Genomic DNA, 16088 nt, shown 5'->3' with positions numbered 1-16088 from the left:
GAAGCTAGTTTTGCGCCCGCCGTGGCCACAGCCCTGCAAATCACAGACAGCTGTGGCTATGGGTCCCTGCTTTCGCAGGGACGACAGCCGTTATGTAGCTCGTTCGCCGAGATGCGGTGAGCTTACAGCCGCCGCAATGCGACCGTCTGCACCACGTGATCGGCACCCTTCTTCAGGATCAGCGTCGCGCGGGGGCGGGTCGGCAGGATGTTGTCCTCGAGATTGGCGAGGTTGGTGCGCTCCCAGATCGCGATCGCAGTCGCGGTTGCTTCCTCGTCCGACAGCGGCGCGTAACGGTGGAAGTAGGATCGGGGATCAGTGAACGCGGTGTCGCGCAGCGCCAGGAAGCGCTTGATATACCACTGCCGCAGCGCGGACTCGTCGGCGTCGATATAGACCGAGAAGTCGAAGAAGTCGGAGACGAACGGCACCGCCTTGCCGTCGCGCGGCAGCCGTCCGGTTTGCAGCACGTTGACGCCCTCGACGATCAGGATGTCGGGCTGGTCGATCTCGACCCATTTGTTGGGCACGATGTCATAGGTCAGATGCGAATAGACCGGCGCGCGCACGCGACGCCGTCCGGCCTTGATATCGCTGAGGAACGACAGCAGCGTCGGCAGGTCGTAGCTCTCGGGAAAGCCCTTCTTCTGCATGATGCCCTGCCGCTCGAGCACGGCATTGGGAAACAGGAAACCGTCGGTCGTGATCAAATCGACCTTCGGCCGCGGCGACCAACGCGCCAGCAGCGCCTGGAGCACGCGGGCCGTGGTCGACTTGCCGACCGCGACCGAACCGGCGACGCCGACGATGTAGGGCATCTTGCGGTCGCGGATGTTGAGGAACTGGCGCTGCGAATAATACAGCCGCTGGGTGGCATCGACATAGATCGAGAGCAGCCGCGACAGCGGCAGGTAGATGTCCTCGACCTCCTGAAGGTCGAGGCGATCGTGCATTGAACGCAGGCGATCGAACTCGCCCGGCTCCAGCGTCATCGGCGTATCGTCGCGCAGATGCGACCATTGCTGACGCGTGAAGGTGCGGTAGGGGTTGTACTGCTGATCTGGTGCCCGGATGTCCATGACGCCCCTCTCCATGCGCTCGATCATTTGCGCTAGTCGCGCTTGCGCGACGCCTTCTCTTCCAGTCCCGACATCGCGGTGCGCTTCTCCAGCGCGGCCTCGACATCCTCCAGTCTCACGCCGCGTGATTTCAACAGAACCAGCAGGTGAAACACGAGATCGGCACTTTCCGCGATGAGATGATCGCGGTCATTCTCGACTGCGGCGATCACGGTCTCGACCGCTTCCTCGCCCAATTTCTTGGCACAGTGCTCCGCGCCCTTGTCGAGCAGCTTGCGGGTATAGGACGCCTCGCCGCCCGATGCAGCGCGGGCGTCGATGGTGGCGGCCAAATCGTGGACCGTGAAACGCGACATCAACTCAACTCAAGCATGCGCACCGGCACCGCCAGGGTGCCATCCCTAAATTGGGACTTAGCATTTTTGTGACAAGGAGTCCCGGATCACTGTGTTTCCGAACCGCGCTACGGATCGAGCCGCATCGGCAGGCCGGCGCGCACCATGTGATCCTTGGCCTGGCGGATGGTAAATTCCCCGAAGTGGAAGATCGACGCGGCCAGCACGCCGGTAGCGTGACCCTCGCGGACGCCGTCGACCAGATGGTCGAGATTGCCGACGCCACCCGACGCGATGACCGGTACGGGGACACTGTCCGCAATCGCGCGGGTCAGCGGCAGGTCAAAGCCCTGTCGGGTGCCGTCGCGGTCCATTGAGGTCAGCAGGATTTCGCCAGCGCCCAGCGAGACGACCTCCTGGGCATATTCGATGGCATCGATCCCGGTGGCATTACGCCCACCATGGGTGAAGATCTCCCAGCGGTCCGAGCCGCCGGCGCGCTTCACCCGCTTGGCGTCGATCGCGACCACGATGCATTGCTCGCCGTACTTCTCGGCCGCTTCCTTGACGAATTCGCGCCGGCTGACTGCCGCCGAATTGATCGAGACCTTGTCGGCGCCCGAGCGCAGCAGGGTCTTGATGTCGTCGACGGTGCGGACGCCGCCGCCCACGGTCAGCGGCATGAAGCAGGCTTCGGCGGTCCGCCGCACCACGTCCAGCATGATGCCGCGGTTTTCATGGGTGGCGGTGATGTCGAGGAAGGTGAGCTCGTCGGCGCCGGCGGCGTCATAGGCGATCGCGGCCTCGACCGGGTCGCCGGCGTCGCGCAGATCGACGAAGTTGACGCCCTTGACCACGCGCCCATCCTTGACGTCGAGACAGGGGATCACGCGAACCTTGAACATGTGTCTCTCCCGATAGCGTTTTCCAGCGAAGTGGGCACGGTTCGCGTGAAGAAAACGCGTCAAACATAAGCTACGCGCCGCGGATCAGCTTGAGCGCGGCGGCCGGATCGAGCCGTCCGTCATACAGCGCACGGCCGACGATCGCGCCGGCAAGCTTTTTGGCGCGCGGCTCCAGCAACGCCTTGACGTCGTCGATCGAGGCGAAGCCGCCGGAGGCGACCACCGGAATCGAGATCCGGTCGGCGAGCGCGATGGTCGCATCGAGGTTGAGGCCTTTGAGCAGGCCGTCGCGGGCGATGTCGGTGAAGATGATCGCAGCGACACCGGCATCCTCGAATCGCTCAGCGATGTCGAGCGCGGTCACATGCGATGTCTCGGCCCAGCCCTCGACCGCGACCTTGCCGTCGCGCGCATCGAGGCCGACGGCCACACGGCCGGGGAATTGCTTCGCCGCGCCCTTCACCAGTTCAGGATCGCGCACCGCCGCGGTGCCGATGATGACGCGCGTGATGCCCTTGTCGAGCCAGGCCTCGATGGTCTTGAGGTCGCGGATGCCGCCGCCGAGTTGCACCGGCATTTTGACGGCTTTCAGCATCGCCTCCACCGCATGCGCATTCATCGGCTTGCCGGCGAAGGCGCCGTCGAGATCGACGACGTGGAGATATTCGAAACCCTGCGCGGCGAAGCTTGCCGCCTGCGCCGCCGGATCGAGATTGAACACGGTGGCGCGCGCCATGTCGCCCTGCTCGAGGCGCACGCACTGGCCGTTCTTCAGATCAATCGCTGGAAAAAGGATCACGGCTTCCACTTCAAGAAATTGGAGATCAGAGCGAGGCCGAAGCGCTGGCTCTTCTCGGGGTGAAACTGGGTGCCGATCGCGGTGTCCTTGCCGACGATCGCGGTCACCGGCCCGCCATAGTCGGCGCGCGCCAGCACGTCCGCCTCGTTGGCGGCGTTGAGGTGATAGGAGTGCACGAAATAGGCGTGACGTCCCTTCGGCCCGAGCGGCAGCCGCTCCAGCACCGGGTGCTCGCGCACCATGTCGAGCGTATTCCAGCCCATGTGCGGGACCTTCAGGCTCTCGTCGCGCGGCTCGATCTTCACGACATCGCCGCCGATCCAGTTGAAGCCTTCGGTGATCACGTGCTCCTTGCCGCGCGTCGCCATCAACTGCATGCCGACGCAGATGCCGAAGAACGGCCGCGCCTTGACCCGCACCGCCTCGGTGAGCGCCTCCAGCATGCCGTCGACCGCATCGACGCCGCGGCGGCAATCGGCAAACGCGCCGACACCGGGCAGCACGATCCGATCGGCGCGATACACCGCATCGGGATCGCGCGTCACCTTGATCGCTTGCGGATCCTCCATGCTGCGCGCGGCGCGCTCAAAGGCCTTTGCAGCAGAGTGCAGATTGCCGGAGCCATAATCGATGATTGCAACGGTCATCGCGATCCTCCTGGCTCTGGAAACAATCCGATGATGCCGCCCTGCGGCATCGGTGGGGGTTTTGAGAATGATTGACCGGGAACGTCCCGGGTCGGCGGTGGTCCGCCGCGATCGACCGAGCGTTGATCATTGACGACGCCGCGATGTCGCGCGGTCCAACGCTCGAAGAACCGGCGCTCGGCGGCATCCGCATTGTCGGCCACGACGATGTCGAGCTGGCGCCATTTGCGCCGCGACAGCGTCCAGCGTTGCAGGCTCGCAGCCTCCAGCCCGAGCAGCACCATCAGCACCAGGTCGACGAGGAAGATCGCGCCGCGGGCGATGCCGAGCTTGGCCAGCACATAATCGATGACGAAGGTGACGACGAACCAGCCGATCAGCGCCAGCCAGAGCCTGTTCCATGCAAGCCAGACCACGCCCGCAACCGCGGCCCAGAAACGGAAGCCGTCGCGCACGAAGACGAACTTGTCGGTCGCCGCAAGATCGGCGCCGTTGGCCACGGGGGCATGCACTGTATAGACCGGCATCGAACGGCTCCGCCGAGGATGGACTCTCATTTGGACCATGATCTCCGGAAATCGGCACGCGCCTTTCCGGATCATGCTTCCGAGATCAGCCGCCGAGCTGACCCTTGGTCGAGGGCACTTCGCCTTGGGCACGCGGATCGATCGCAACCGCCGTCCGCAGCGCCCTCGCCAAACCCTTGAAACAGGATTCGGAGATATGATGGCTGTTCTCGCCATATAGGGTCTCGACGTGGAGAGTCACGCCGGCGTTCATCGCGAAGGCGTTGAACCATTCGCGGACCAGCTCGGTGTCGAACTCGCCGATCTTGTCGCGCGGGAAGTCGACCTTGAACACCAGTACCGGGCGGCCGGAGATATCGATCACGATTCGCGACAGCGTCTCGTCCATCGGCATGTGGATCGAGGCGTAGCGCGTGATGCCGGCCATGTTGCCGAGCGCCTGCTTCACGGCCTGCCCGAGCGCGATTCCGACGTCTTCGGTGGTGTGGTGGTAATCGACATGGAGGTCGCCGTCCGCCTTCACCGTGATGTCGATGCGCGAATGCCGGGCCAGGAGGTCGAGCATATGGTCGAAGAAGCCGATCCCGGTCGAAACCGTGGATACGCCCGCTCCGTCGAGGTTGACCGTCACCTCGATGTCGGTCTCCTTGGTCTTGCGCTTGATGGTTGCCGTGCGCATGAAGATTAAGCTTTCCCGTGCCGAAAACGCCGGTCTTTTAACAGGCCGATGTCACCTTCGCTACTGCGGGATGACCTCGAAATGACCCAACTTCGGGCCATGGTGACCGGAAATCATTGCTAAATCGGTCCCGATTGTAACCCCCTGCCCGACCGCCTAAATCTGCCCCGGAGAGAGGTAACCTATGCAAGCATCCCAAAATGAGCTGCCGGTCTGGCATGGCACCACGATCTGCACGGTCCGCAAGGGCGGCAAGGTGGTGATCGGCGGCGACGGGCAGGTCTCGATCGGCCAGACCGTGATCAAGGCCAATGCCAAGAAGGTCCGCCGGATCGGCAAGGGCGACGTGATCGGCGGCTTTGCCGGCGCCACCGCCGACGCCTTCACCCTGTTCGAGCGGCTGGAAAGCAAGCTGGAGCAATATCCGGGGCAGCTGACCCGGGCGGCGGTCGAGCTCGCCAAGGACTGGCGGACCGACCGCTATCTGCGCCGGCTGGAGGCCATGATGATCGTGGCCGACAAGGACGTCTCCCTGGTGCTGACCGGCACCGGCGACGTGCTGGAGCCCGAATCCGGCGTCATGGCGATCGGTTCCGGCGGCAATTATGCGCTCGCTGCGGCCCGCGCGCTGGTCGACACCGACAAGGACGCCGAGACCATTGTCCGCCGCGCGCTGGATATCGCCGCCGATATCTGCGTCTACACCAACCGGAACGTGACGATCGAGACGATCGGCGGCTGAGCATGGCCGGCCCCTACCATTTCCGCCCGATGACGACGGCCGACCTGCCGCAGATCAGGCGCTGGCTGGCGCTGCCGCATGTCCGGGAGTGGTGGGGCGATCCGGCCGAGCAATATGCGCTCGTGAGCGGCGACCTCGACGAACCGGCGATGGACCAATTCATCGTCGCCACCGAGGGCAGCGATCTCGGCTACATCCAGTGCTACGACCTGACGGCGTGGAATTCCGGCTTCGGCAAGCAGCCGGACGGCACCCGCGGCATCGATCTCTTCATCGGTGAGCCCGACATGGTGGCAGGTGGCCACGGCTCGGCGCTGATCGATGCCTTCGTCGAGGACCGGTTGGCGCAAGGCGCGACGCGCATCGTCACCGACCCCGATCCCGCCAACGCGCGCGCCGTGCGCGCCTATGCGAAAGCGGGCTTTCGGGAGGCAGGGCTGGTGGATACCCCTGATGGCCCGGCACTGCTGATGGTCCGCGACAAATGAACCAAAATGCAGGCGCGGAACGGCGCTTGCCGAGACAACGCTTTCAACCTAGCTAGAGCCAATGACCGACTTCTCCCCCCGCGAAATCGTTTCTGAACTTGACCGTTTCATCGTCGGCCAGGCCGACGCCAAGCGCGCAGTGTCGATCGCGCTGCGCAACCGCTGGCGACGGCTGCAGCTTGCCGGTTCCCTGCGCGAGGAGGTTCTGCCCAAGAACATCCTGATGATCGGGCCGACCGGCGTCGGCAAGACCGAGATCGCACGGCGACTGGCCAAGCTTGCGGGCGCGCCGTTCCTCAAGGTCGAGGCCACGAAATTCACTGAGGTCGGCTATGTCGGCCGCGACGTCGAGCAGATCGTCCGCGACCTCGTCGAGGTCGCGATCGCGCAGACCCGCGAGCGCAAGCGCAAGGACGTCCAGGCCCGCGCTCAGCTCGCCGCCGAAGAGCGCGTGCTGGATGCGCTGGTCGGCCCGGGATCAAGCCCGGCGACGCGCGAATCGTTCCGCAAGAAGCTGCGCGCCGGCGAACTCAACGACAAGGAAATCGAAGTCGAGACACAGTCGTCCGGCAGCGGCATGCCGATGTTCGAAATCCCCGGCATGCCCGGCGCCCAGATGGGGGCGATCTCGCTCGGCGACATCTTCGGCAAGATGGGCGGACGCAGCAAGACCCGCCGCCTGACCGTGGAAGGCTCGCACGAGATCCTCGTCAACGAGGAATCCGACAAGCTTCTCGACACCGACCAGGTGGTGCAGGAGGCGATCAGCGCGGTCGAGAACAACGGCATCGTCTTCCTCGACGAGATCGACAAGATCTGCGTGCGTGAGAACCGCGCCGGCGGCGACGTCTCCCGCGAGGGCGTGCAGCGCGACCTGCTGCCGCTGATCGAGGGCACCACGGTCTCGACCAAGCACGGCGCAGTCAAGACCGACCACATCCTGTTCATCGCCTCCGGCGCTTTCCACATCGCCAAGCCGTCCGACCTGCTGCCGGAGTTGCAGGGCCGCCTGCCGATCCGCGTCGAGCTGCAGGCGCTGACCCGCGACGACATGCGCCGGATCCTGACCGAGCCGGAAGCGTCGCTGATCAAACAATATGTCGCGCTGATGAAGACCGAGGGCGTCACGCTCGACATTGCCGACGACGCGATCGACGCGCTGGCCGACGTTGCGGTTGCGGTCAATTCCACGGTCGAGAATATCGGCGCGCGGCGGCTGCAGACCGTGATGGAGCGGGTGCTGGACGACATCTCCTTCACCGCCCCCGATCGTCACGGCGAGACCATCCGGGTCGATGCCGATTACGTCACCAAGCATGTCGGCGACCTCGCCAAGAATACCGATCTGAGCCGGTTTATTTTGTAGGCGGCCAATTCCGTCGCCCCGGCGAAAGCCGGGGCCCATAACCCCCACAGTCCGTGGTGACAAAGACTCGGGCCGCCGTTCCCTCTAGAACTACAGTCGGTGGTTATGGTCCCGGGTCGCGCTTCGCTTGCCCGGGACGACGAGACTGGGCGATCGATGAATCTGCGAATGTGGCAAAACCCCTGGCGCTTGATGCTGGCCGTCAACGCGGCCGTGCTGGTCGGGGTGTTCCTGCACAAGATCGCGCTGCCGCCCTTCGTCCCCTACGTCCACCTGCTGGTCGACTATCACTACGGCTTCACCAAGCGCGCGCTGATCGGCGCGATCGTCTCGCTGTTCACCGACAAGGTGCCGGTGTGGCTGGTGTTCGCGGTCGCCGGCGCGATCTGGCTGGTGACGCTCGGGCTGTTCGTCAGACTGTTCCAGCGCACATTCGGCTTCGACGATGCGCATTGGCCGCTGTTCGTCTTCATCGCGGGATCGCCGTTCTTCCTGAAGAACTTCATGCACACGCTCGGCCATTTCGACATCTATGGCTGTGCGCTGGCGATCGTGCTGCTGCTGATCCCGGCGCGCTCTGTCTTGTATGTGCTGATTGCCGCACTGTTCTCGATTTTGTTGATCCTGGTCCATCACATCTTCGTCTTGATGTATGTGCCGACCATCGCGGCGATCACGGTGCTGCGCTTCTATCTGGTGCAGGGCGCGACGCCGCGAAACATCGCCATTGGACTGGTGACGCTTGCCGCAGTCGGCATCCTGTTCCTGGTCGCGCAATTCGCCGGCACGGTCGACGTGCCCTATGACGAGTTCATCCGCCATCTGCAGAGCCGGATGGCCGACCCGTCACGGACCGATCTGCTTGCCTTCGGCTACATCTGGTACCAGCCGCTGTCGAAGGAGTTCGCCGATACCTGGGCGCGGATGCCTTCGAACATCCTGGGCGTCCCGGTCTTCGCGTTGCTGATCTGGCTGCACGCGCCGCTGTGGCGCTATTTCTCACGACTGATCGAGGCACTCGCGAATGAACTGCATCGGCGGATCGTGCTCGCCGCGCTCATCATGATCAGCGCCGGCTATCTCGTGATGTTCGTGACGGTGTTCGACTATTCACGCTGGATCTCGAACTGGGCGGTCTGCATGTTCCTGATGCTGCACGCCACCAAGATGTTGCCGACGTCGAAGGATGTGCCGGTGATCCCGTCGGACGAGCGCAAGACGACGATCCTTGGCTGGATCGTCACGCTGATCCCGCGCGTCGGGATCGTCCGCCCGTTCTGATCTTCCAGATCGTGCTCAACGCGCGCGCCGGACGCGCACATAAAGCGCACCCTCGCCGCCATGGCCGATATGCGCTTCCTCGAAGCCGACGACCAGCGAGCGGAATTCCGGCAGGCTGAGCCATTCCGGCACCTGGCGGCGCAAAACACCGCGTTCGGACTCGAGGCCCCCGACCTTGCCCTTGCCGGTGATGACGAGCACGAAGGTGAGCCCGTCAGAGTGCGCGCGTTGCAAGAAGGCGTGCAGCACGCGATGTGCGCGCAGCTGCGTCATGCCATGCAGATCGAGCCGCGCGTCGATCTCCTGCCTGCCGCGCGACAGCTTTGCGCGCTCGCGGCGGCCGATCGGTGCCAGCGGTGGCGCCTGCGGGCGTGGTGCCGACGCGGCCTTGACGGGCGTGACCGGCCTGACAGGGATGGGCTTGGCCGAAGCGTGATGGGCGGCCGGATCAGAAGAGACGGCCTGGGCTTTCGCGGCGGCGGGCCGCTTGCGCAGCGGCTTGACTTGTTTGGCCACGCTTTCCCAGAGCACACGCTCCTCCTCGCTCAGCGCACGCTTGCGCCGCGACGGAGCGGACAAATCGGGGATCGGCGCGGGTCGTTTCATTGATCGCGGTGATGGCGATAGCGCCGAGTGCGACGCTTCTCCTGGCGTTGCGGAATGTCGGGCCGGGCTGCCGGCAACGGCACCGGTTCTGCCACAGGCGCGGCCTGCGCAACAGGGGTCGTTGGAGCAGGCGCAGCGGGCGGAGCATCCTTCGCAGGCGGGCTCACGGCCGGGCTCTTGGCGGCGCTGTTGCCGGCGTCTTTTGTCCCGGCCTTTGCCCCGGCCTTGGCGACAGTCGCCGTCGGCAGATCCGCGGGCTTCGCCTCCGGCTTGTCGGTCTGCGGAAACAGCTTTGCGATCTTCGCCGACGGCCGCTCATCCGGGATGGGCAGCTTGTGACCGCGCGCGACCGGGTCGAGCCCCTTCGGCACCAGCATCACGAACTGCATGTTGTGCCGTAACCGCCCCGAGACCTTTCCGGCATCCGCGCCGGCGCCGAAATAGAGATCGGCGCGCGCCGGGCCGACGATCGCAGAGCCAGTGTCCTGCGCGATCATCAGCCGGTGAAACGGCGTCTTCGACTGTTCGGAGTCGATCGGCAGCTCGCCTGCAATGAAGAACGGCGTGCCGTAGACATGCAGCGCCTTGTCGACCGCGATCGAGCGGCCCGGCGTCAGCGGCACGCCCTGCGCACCGACGGCTTCGTCCTTGTCGGACAGCGGGACCTCGCGGAAGAACACGTAGGCACGGTTCTGCCGCCGCACCTCGTTGGCGCCGTCGAGGTTCTGCTCCATCCACTCCCTGATCTTCTGCATCGACATCTGATCCTTGGGGATGATGCCGCGGTCGATCAGGACGCGTCCGACCGGCGTATAGGGATAGCCATTATGCGCGTCGTAATTGATGCGCAGCGTGGTGCCGTCCTCGAGCTTGATCCGCGCCGAGCCCTGGATCTGGGCGAACAACAGATCGGTCTGGCTCTTCAGCCAGCAGATCTCGAGCCCGCGGCCGGCGATCGCGCCGTCCTCGATCTGGCCGCGATCGTAATAGGGCACGAGCTTGCGCCGGCCGATCTTGCGATACACGGGACCGCTGTTGGGTAGGCCTACCGAGGCTTGCGTCTTGCCGCGCACGAACAGGTTGGACGGACGGCGATAGACCGGAACGTTGTAGACGTCGGTCTGGGTCCGCGATCCCTCGAGCACCGGCTCGTAATAGCCGGTGACGAAGCCGGCATTCTCGCCGAGCCGCGAGATGCGCAGCGGCACGAAATTCTGCTCGAAGAATTCCTTCGCCTTGGTTCCATCGCCCAGATCGAGCCCCTTGGCGATGCGGCAGGGATCGCGCAGTGAGCTTCCGAGCGCCTTCGAATCCGCGGGCGCACCCTGCTGGGCCGCGATCGGCTTGCAGCTGGCGCGAAATGCCTTGTAGGCGGCGAGATGGTCGTCATCGCTCCAGCCGGACACATTGGCCCAGGCGAGCGGCTCATACTGACTGCCGCTGACCTGCAGCGGCAGTTCCAGATTGGGATAGGGGATCGGGTGGGTATGTTCGTGTCGTGGCGCTGTGTGCCGGCTCGCCCGGTAGCGCGCGGCGATCGCCGCGGTGGAGCACAGAACAGCGAGCGCGCAGCACGCGACCGCGAGGCGCCCGTAGCTGAGATGTTTAGTGAGCGCTTCCAGTGCCAACCAGCTTCCAGTTCGGATCGCGGGAGGTCGAGTCGCGGGCAAATGTCCAGATGTCGGTGATGTCGGCGACCTTGTCCGGGCTGCCGTCGATGATGGTGCCCGCCTTGTCACGCGTCACCGAGATCATCTGCGACACGAAGCGGACGGTCAGCTGGGTCGAACGATCGCGCGTTTCCGCGCTGACGATCTCGGCCTTGTCGATCGAGACGAACCGCGTCTCGGTCTTCTGCTCATGCTTCTCGCGATCCTTGATCGCGGCCTCAAAGCTCTCATAGACCTCGGTCGACAGCAGGTCCCGCAGCGCGCGGCGATCGCCGTTGGCGAAGGCCAGCACGATCATTTCATAGGCCGAGCGGGCGCCTGAGAGGAAATGGCGCGGATCGAACGAGGAATCCTGGACGGCGACCGCGTCGAGACCCTGCGCCAGCGGCGTGCCGGGCTCGGCGATGCCCTTCCAGCGTTCGGTGGGTTCGACCGGCTCGGCGGGCGCGGCCGTTGCCGGCTGGTCGATCACCGATCCGGGGATCGGGACGACGTTGTTATCCTGGCCACGCTGCACGACGTTGGGTGCGGCACGATCATACGGCGGCCGCTCGCTTCCCGTGCGCTGTCCGAGGACGCTGCGCAACCGCAGGAAGATAAACACGGCCAGCGCCAGGAAGATGATGGTGTAGATATCCACGTCGAGTTCGCTTTCTGGTCTCTGCCGGCAACAGGCCGGGCATCAAAGCGTTCCCGGTCGGGAACGGCAGAGATGACATCACCGAGTGAGTCCGCAGCATGTAGGCACGAAACTATGCCCGGCCAATGGCGCTTTTTGGCACGGGCAAGTGTAGCGCGTTTTGACCCCGGGGGGAAACCCGTTCCTGCCCGGAAATCGCGCATCTTCAATAATTTAGGAAGCTGTTAAGAGATTGGGCGGACTTCCGTTCACGCGCCCGTCGCCGGAGATTTGGCCGCAGGCCCGCCGGGACACGCCCACTCGTCGTCCTTGTGGACCGAGCCGGGCCTATGATAGCCACTCGCCCGGCATCGGCATTCCCAACACCTTAACGCGTACCGTCGGACATTCTGTCCATCGAGCGACGCTCCAGGAGACATTTCATGACCAATGGCAACGGCGCGCCCGTCGAACAGGCCGCTCCCCAACTCAACGTCCTGGCGCAGTACACCAAGGACCTGTCGTTCGAGAACCCGAACGCACCGGCCTCGCTCGGCCAGCAGCAGCAGCAGCCGGCGATCAACATCCAGATCAATGTCTCCGCCAACAACCTGTCGGAGAACGAGTACGAGGTGGTCCTCTCGGTCGAGGGCAAGGCCGAGACGGCAGGCAAGGTGATGTTCAGCTTCGATCTCGCCTATGCCGGCGTCTTCCGGATCGTGAATGTGCCGAAGGAGAACCTGCACCCGCTAGTCATGATCGAATGCCCGCGGCTGCTGTTCCCGTTCGCGCGCGAGATCGTCGCGACCTCGGTGCGCGACGGCGGCTTCCCGCCGCTGCTGCTCGACCCCGTCGATTTCGTCGGTCTCTACCGCCAGAACATGGAGCGGCAGGCGGCCGCCCAGGCCGCCTCCGGCGTCAAGCCGAGCTGATCGGAGTCGAGTCAGAGAAAATAGCAGGGCTAAACCCGTCATCCTGAGGTGGCCGCTTCTTCAGCGGCCCTCGAAGGATCGACGGGCCACCGGCCGGGCCGTTCATCCTTCGAGACGCGCTTCGCGCTCCTCAGGATGACGAGGATACAGATCAAGCCGCCGGTGCTTCAGCAGGTGCTGGCGGCGGCAAGTAATCGTTCCAGAGCGGCTTGTCGCCGAGCGTCGCGACGAAGGCCCTGTGGGCTTCCCGATCCGCGTCGGTGACCCGCGCCAGCAGCGGGGTCTCGCGCTGCCGCCGTGGCATATCGCCGTGGCCGCCGGCACGCGCATCCGACGTGTCCGATGCCAGAATCAGCTGCGACTGCCGTGCCCCGATCAGATCGATGTAGACCTCGGCCAGCAGTTCGGCGTCGAGCAGGGCGCCGTGCTTGGTGCGGCGGGAATTGTCGATCTGGTAGCGCGAGCAGAGATCGTCGAGCCGGTTCGACACGCCCGGATGCTTGCGCCGAGCGAGCAGCAGCGTATCGACCAGCCGGTCCTTCGGGATCGCCTTCCGCTTGGTCCGGTCGAGCTCGGCGTTGATGAAGCTGATGTCGAAGGACGCGTTGTGGATCACCAGCGGCGTATCGCCGATGAAGGCCAGGAACTCATCGACCACCTCCGCGAACAGCGGCTTGGAGGCCAGGAACTCGGTCGACAGCCCGTGCACGTTGAACGCTTCCGCCGGCATGTCGCGTTCGGGATTGATGTAGACGTGGTAGGTCTGCCCGGTCGGCATCCGGTTGAATATCTCGACGCAGCCGATCTCGACCAGCCGGTCGCCGCGCAGCGGATCGAGGCCAGTGGTTTCGGTATCGAGAACGATTTCGCGCATGACGTGAAGGAATCCGAAAAGCGGCGAATCAGGTGCGCCGCTTCGGCATCTTAACAACCTCGGCCAGAATGTCGCGGATGCGCGCCCGCACCGGATCAAGTCCGTGCGAGGTATCCACGATGAAATCCGCGCGTTTGCGCTTCTCGGCGTCCGGCATCTGCTTGGCGATGATGGCGTCGAGCTTGGCGGCATCCATGGTGCCCCGCGCCAGCACGCGCTCGCGCTGCAGTTCGGTCGAGGTGGTGACGACGACGACGGCATCGACGCGCGTCTCGCCGCCGGTCTCGTAGAGCAGCGGCACGTCGACGACGACGATCGGCGCGCCGGCGGCTTCCGCATCGGCGAAGAATTTCTGGCGCGACGCGCCGAGCATCGGATGCACGATCTGCTCGAGTTGCTTCATCGCGGCAGGGTCGTGCACCACGCGTGCCGACAGCTTCGTACGATCGACCTTGCCGTCGGCGGTGGTGCCGGGAAAGGCGGCCTCGATCGCCGGCGCGGCTTCGCCTTCGTAGAGCTGATGCACGGCCGCATCGGCGTCGTACACCGGCACGCCGGCCTCCATGAATAGCTTGGACGTGGTGGATTTCCCCATCCCGATCGAGCCGGTTAGTCCAACAATCAACATCGGTTCAGCATCTCTTCGTCGCCACGCCTCAACATCTTACACCGCGAGCAGCTTCTCACGGCGCAGGAACGCGAGCAGCGACAATAGCGGCAGGCCGAGGATGGTGAAATGGTCGCCTTCGATCCGCTCGAACAGATGCACGCCGAGGCCCTCGAGCTGGTAAGCGCCGACGCTGGTCGTCACCGCCGCCCCGGCCTGGTCCAGATAGGCCTCGATCTCGCCGGCGGCGAGTTGCCGCATCGTCATCCGGGCGACGCAGACATCGTCGAACCGCACCTTTCCGTCGTACGCAACCGAGACGGCGGAATGCAGTTCGTGGGTCTGCCCGGCAAGCAGACCGAGTTGCTCGGCAGCCTGCGCACGGCCGGCAGGCTTGCTGAACATCCGCTGGCCCAGCGCCAGCGTTTGATCGGCGCCGACGACATACTGACCCGGCTTCTGCCTGGAGATGAACAGCGCCTTTTCGCGCGCCAGCAGCGAGGCGATCTCGCCGGGCGCGGAAAGGCCGGATTTTTTCTGCACTGCGCGTTCGTCGATATCGGCCGGCAGCGCCTCGAAATCGAGGCCCGCGTTTTCGAGCAGCATCTTTCGCGCGCGGCTTTGCGACGCGAGGATCAACTTCTGTGGGCCGCGCCAGATGCTCATGACGAGACGATCATTCCGACGGCCGGGCACGCTGGCGGTCATTGTAGAGCTTCATGATCGCAGCCGCCGTCTCCTCGATCGAGCGCCGCGTCACGTCGAGCAAGGCCCAGTTGAATTTCGCGCTCAGGCGCCGGGCAAACGCGACCTCGTCTGCCACCGCCTGCTTGTCGATGTAGGTGTCGTTGTCGCGGTCGCCCATGGTGAGCAGGCGATTCTGCCGGACCTGGATCAACCGCTCCGGCGTCGCATGCAGGCTGACCACCAGCGGCTTCTTCAAGGTCTCGAGCTGGTGCGGCAAGGGAATGCCCGGCACCAGCGGTACGTTCGCGGTACGGATACCGCGGTTGGCGAGATAGATCGAGGTCGGCGTCTTCGAGGTGCGCGACACGCCCACCAGAACGACATCGGCCTCCTCGAGGCCTTCGACATGCTGACCGTCGTCATGGATCATCGTGTAATTGAGCGCGTCGATCCGGCTGAAATATTCTGCGTTCAGCACGTGCTGCGCGCCGACGCGGCCGGTGGTCGCGGCACCCAGATACGCCTCGAACAATTGCATCACCGGGCCGATGATCGACAGGCTCGGAACGTTGATTTCCTTGCACTTGCCTTCGAGCCGGCCGACCAGATCCTTCTCAAGCAGCGTGAACAGCACAATGCCGGGCGATTCCTCGATCTCGTCGAGCACGCGATCGAGCTGCTTCTGGCTGCGCACCAGGGGATAGACATGCTCAACCGCGGTCACGTTGGCGTATTGCGCGGCGACCGCGCGCGCCACGGTGATCAGCGTCTCGCCGGTCGAGTCCGACACCAGATGCAGGTGGAAATAATTGGAAGTCGTCGGCACCAGAACCCCTGTCTATCCTGTGAATCCCTGTGGAGGTCGGGGAGGAGAATCCGGGTCCGCCGCCCGGCCCGTGAATAACCCATCCCTTTCTTCACAGCACCCCGCGAAAGGATAAGTCGACGGCATAGGCAGGATGATAGTGAAGCGGTGTGGATTTGTCTCTTCATAAGCTGACCACAGAGCCGTGCAACCAATTGACCCGAGCGGCAGATTCCGGATCACCCCCCTCGCCCGCCGGCATGTTGAGGGATGTGAACAAGACCGTGCGAACCGTTGGATCGCATTGCATGAGTCAAATTCACCGCCACTAAGACTCAAACCTTAGATTCTAAAATTAATTAGGTTTAGGAGAGCCGTGTGTGCGGATATGTATCCGTCCCTCGCTTGCGAAGCTTTCGCTCGCAACGCTGAGGCCGTCC

General features: G+C 64.4%; 19 protein-coding genes. 5 read left to right on the top strand and 14 right to left on the bottom strand.

What is annotated here, in order from left to right:
- Positions 1-122: 122 nt before the first annotated feature.
- From coaA to hisB, 7 genes are all read right to left on the bottom strand, one after another.
- On the bottom strand, positions 123-1079 hold the full coding sequence (coaA, locus tag H8A92_RS17135) for a type I pantothenate kinase (protein ID WP_229196869.1): 957 nt from the start codon (positions 1077-1079) through the stop codon (positions 123-125).
- Positions 1080-1111: 32 nt separating this feature from the next.
- Positions 1112-1435 (bottom strand): phosphoribosyl-ATP diphosphatase, encoded by a 324-nt coding sequence (locus H8A92_RS17130; RefSeq protein WP_229196868.1) that lies wholly within the window; start codon positions 1433-1435, stop codon positions 1112-1114.
- A 107-nt stretch (positions 1436-1542) separates the two neighbouring features.
- Positions 1543-2319 carry an imidazole glycerol phosphate synthase subunit HisF gene (gene hisF / locus H8A92_RS17125; protein ID WP_038382736.1) on the bottom strand — a complete coding sequence of 259 codons (777 nt, stop codon included), beginning with the start codon at positions 2317-2319 and terminating at the stop codon, positions 1543-1545.
- Between the two features lie 70 nt (positions 2320-2389).
- On the bottom strand, positions 2390-3118 hold the full coding sequence (gene hisA, locus H8A92_RS17120; protein WP_229196867.1) for a 1-(5-phosphoribosyl)-5-[(5-phosphoribosylamino)methylideneamino]imidazole-4-carboxamide isomerase: 729 nt from the start codon (positions 3116-3118) through the stop codon (positions 2390-2392).
- Positions 3115-3765, bottom strand: a complete 651-nt coding sequence (gene hisH, locus H8A92_RS17115; RefSeq protein WP_050425351.1) for an imidazole glycerol phosphate synthase subunit HisH — start codon at positions 3763-3765, stop codon at positions 3115-3117. Before hisH ends, hisA begins: the two co-directional genes overlap by 4 nt.
- Positions 3762-4292, bottom strand: a complete 531-nt coding sequence (locus H8A92_RS17110) for a DUF2628 domain-containing protein (RefSeq protein WP_229196866.1) — start codon at positions 4290-4292, stop codon at positions 3762-3764. Before H8A92_RS17110 ends, hisH begins: the two co-directional genes overlap by 4 nt.
- Before the next feature lie 85 nt (positions 4293-4377).
- Positions 4378-4971, bottom strand: coding sequence for an imidazoleglycerol-phosphate dehydratase HisB (gene hisB, locus H8A92_RS17105; RefSeq protein WP_229196865.1), 594 nt, complete (start codon positions 4969-4971; stop codon positions 4378-4380).
- Between the two features lie 184 nt (positions 4972-5155).
- On the opposite strand from hisB, the gene hslV reads away from it, so the two are divergent.
- From hslV to H8A92_RS17085, 4 genes are all read left to right on the top strand, one after another.
- Positions 5156-5713: an ATP-dependent protease subunit HslV gene (gene hslV, locus H8A92_RS17100; RefSeq protein ID WP_024583062.1), complete on the top strand. Its 558-nt coding sequence runs from the start codon at positions 5156-5158 to the stop codon at positions 5711-5713.
- A gap of 2 nt (positions 5714-5715) precedes the next feature.
- On the top strand, positions 5716-6201 hold the full coding sequence (locus H8A92_RS17095) for a GNAT family N-acetyltransferase (protein WP_229196864.1): 486 nt from the start codon (positions 5716-5718) through the stop codon (positions 6199-6201).
- 61 nt (positions 6202-6262) lie between these two features.
- Positions 6263-7567 carry an ATP-dependent protease ATPase subunit HslU gene (hslU, locus tag H8A92_RS17090; RefSeq protein WP_229196863.1) on the top strand — a complete coding sequence of 435 codons (1305 nt, stop codon included), beginning with the start codon at positions 6263-6265 and terminating at the stop codon, positions 7565-7567.
- A gap of 156 nt (positions 7568-7723) precedes the next feature.
- Positions 7724-8848: a hypothetical protein gene (locus tag H8A92_RS17085; RefSeq protein WP_229196862.1), complete on the top strand. Its 1125-nt coding sequence runs from the start codon at positions 7724-7726 to the stop codon at positions 8846-8848.
- Between the two features lie 15 nt (positions 8849-8863).
- Here H8A92_RS17085 and H8A92_RS17080 read toward each other — a convergent pair whose 3' ends face one another.
- From H8A92_RS17080 to H8A92_RS17070, 3 genes are read right to left on the bottom strand one after another with little or no spacing between them, the layout of a single operon-like run.
- Entirely contained in the window at positions 8864-9454 is a 591-nt protein-coding gene (locus H8A92_RS17080) for a Smr/MutS family protein (RefSeq protein ID WP_229196861.1), read from the bottom strand.
- The gene (mltA, locus tag H8A92_RS17075; RefSeq protein ID WP_233285493.1) at positions 9451-11082 is read right to left on the bottom strand and encodes an MltA domain-containing protein; all 1632 of its coding nucleotides are present in this window, start codon (positions 11080-11082) and stop codon (positions 9451-9453) included. Before mltA ends, H8A92_RS17080 begins: the two co-directional genes overlap by 4 nt.
- Positions 11060-11764 carry a Tim44/TimA family putative adaptor protein gene (locus H8A92_RS17070; RefSeq protein ID WP_229196860.1) on the bottom strand — a complete coding sequence of 235 codons (705 nt, stop codon included), beginning with the start codon at positions 11762-11764 and terminating at the stop codon, positions 11060-11062. The genes mltA and H8A92_RS17070 overlap by 23 nt, the downstream gene beginning before the upstream one ends.
- Positions 11765-12186: 422 nt before the next feature.
- Between H8A92_RS17070 and secB the strand changes: the two genes are divergently transcribed.
- Positions 12187-12675 (top strand): protein-export chaperone SecB, encoded by a 489-nt coding sequence (gene secB / locus H8A92_RS17065; protein ID WP_163157275.1) that lies wholly within the window; start codon positions 12187-12189, stop codon positions 12673-12675.
- Positions 12676-12826: 151 nt separating this feature from the next.
- Here secB and dnaQ read toward each other — a convergent pair whose 3' ends face one another.
- The 4 genes from dnaQ to H8A92_RS17045 are packed head-to-tail and all read right to left on the bottom strand — an operon-like array spanning position 12827 to position 15669.
- On the bottom strand, positions 12827-13549 hold the full coding sequence (dnaQ, locus tag H8A92_RS17060) for a DNA polymerase III subunit epsilon (protein WP_163157273.1): 723 nt from the start codon (positions 13547-13549) through the stop codon (positions 12827-12829).
- 28 nt (positions 13550-13577) lie between these two features.
- A complete protein-coding gene (gene coaE, locus H8A92_RS17055; protein WP_229196859.1) occupies positions 13578-14177 on the bottom strand; it encodes a dephospho-CoA kinase in 600 nt (199 codons plus the stop codon).
- 36 nt (positions 14178-14213) lie between these two features.
- The gene (locus tag H8A92_RS17050) at positions 14214-14822 is read right to left on the bottom strand and encodes a Maf family protein (RefSeq protein WP_229196858.1); all 609 of its coding nucleotides are present in this window, start codon (positions 14820-14822) and stop codon (positions 14214-14216) included.
- A 10-nt stretch (positions 14823-14832) separates the two neighbouring features.
- A complete protein-coding gene (locus H8A92_RS17045; RefSeq protein WP_050627995.1) occupies positions 14833-15669 on the bottom strand; it encodes a pyruvate, water dikinase regulatory protein in 837 nt (278 codons plus the stop codon).
- Positions 15670-16088: the final 419 nt, after the last annotated feature.

This window comes from Bradyrhizobium acaciae, assembly GCF_020889785.1.
Classification (GTDB): domain Bacteria; phylum Pseudomonadota; class Alphaproteobacteria; order Rhizobiales; family Xanthobacteraceae; genus Bradyrhizobium; species Bradyrhizobium acaciae.
This window is presented reverse-complemented; position numbering and strand designations above follow the sequence as displayed.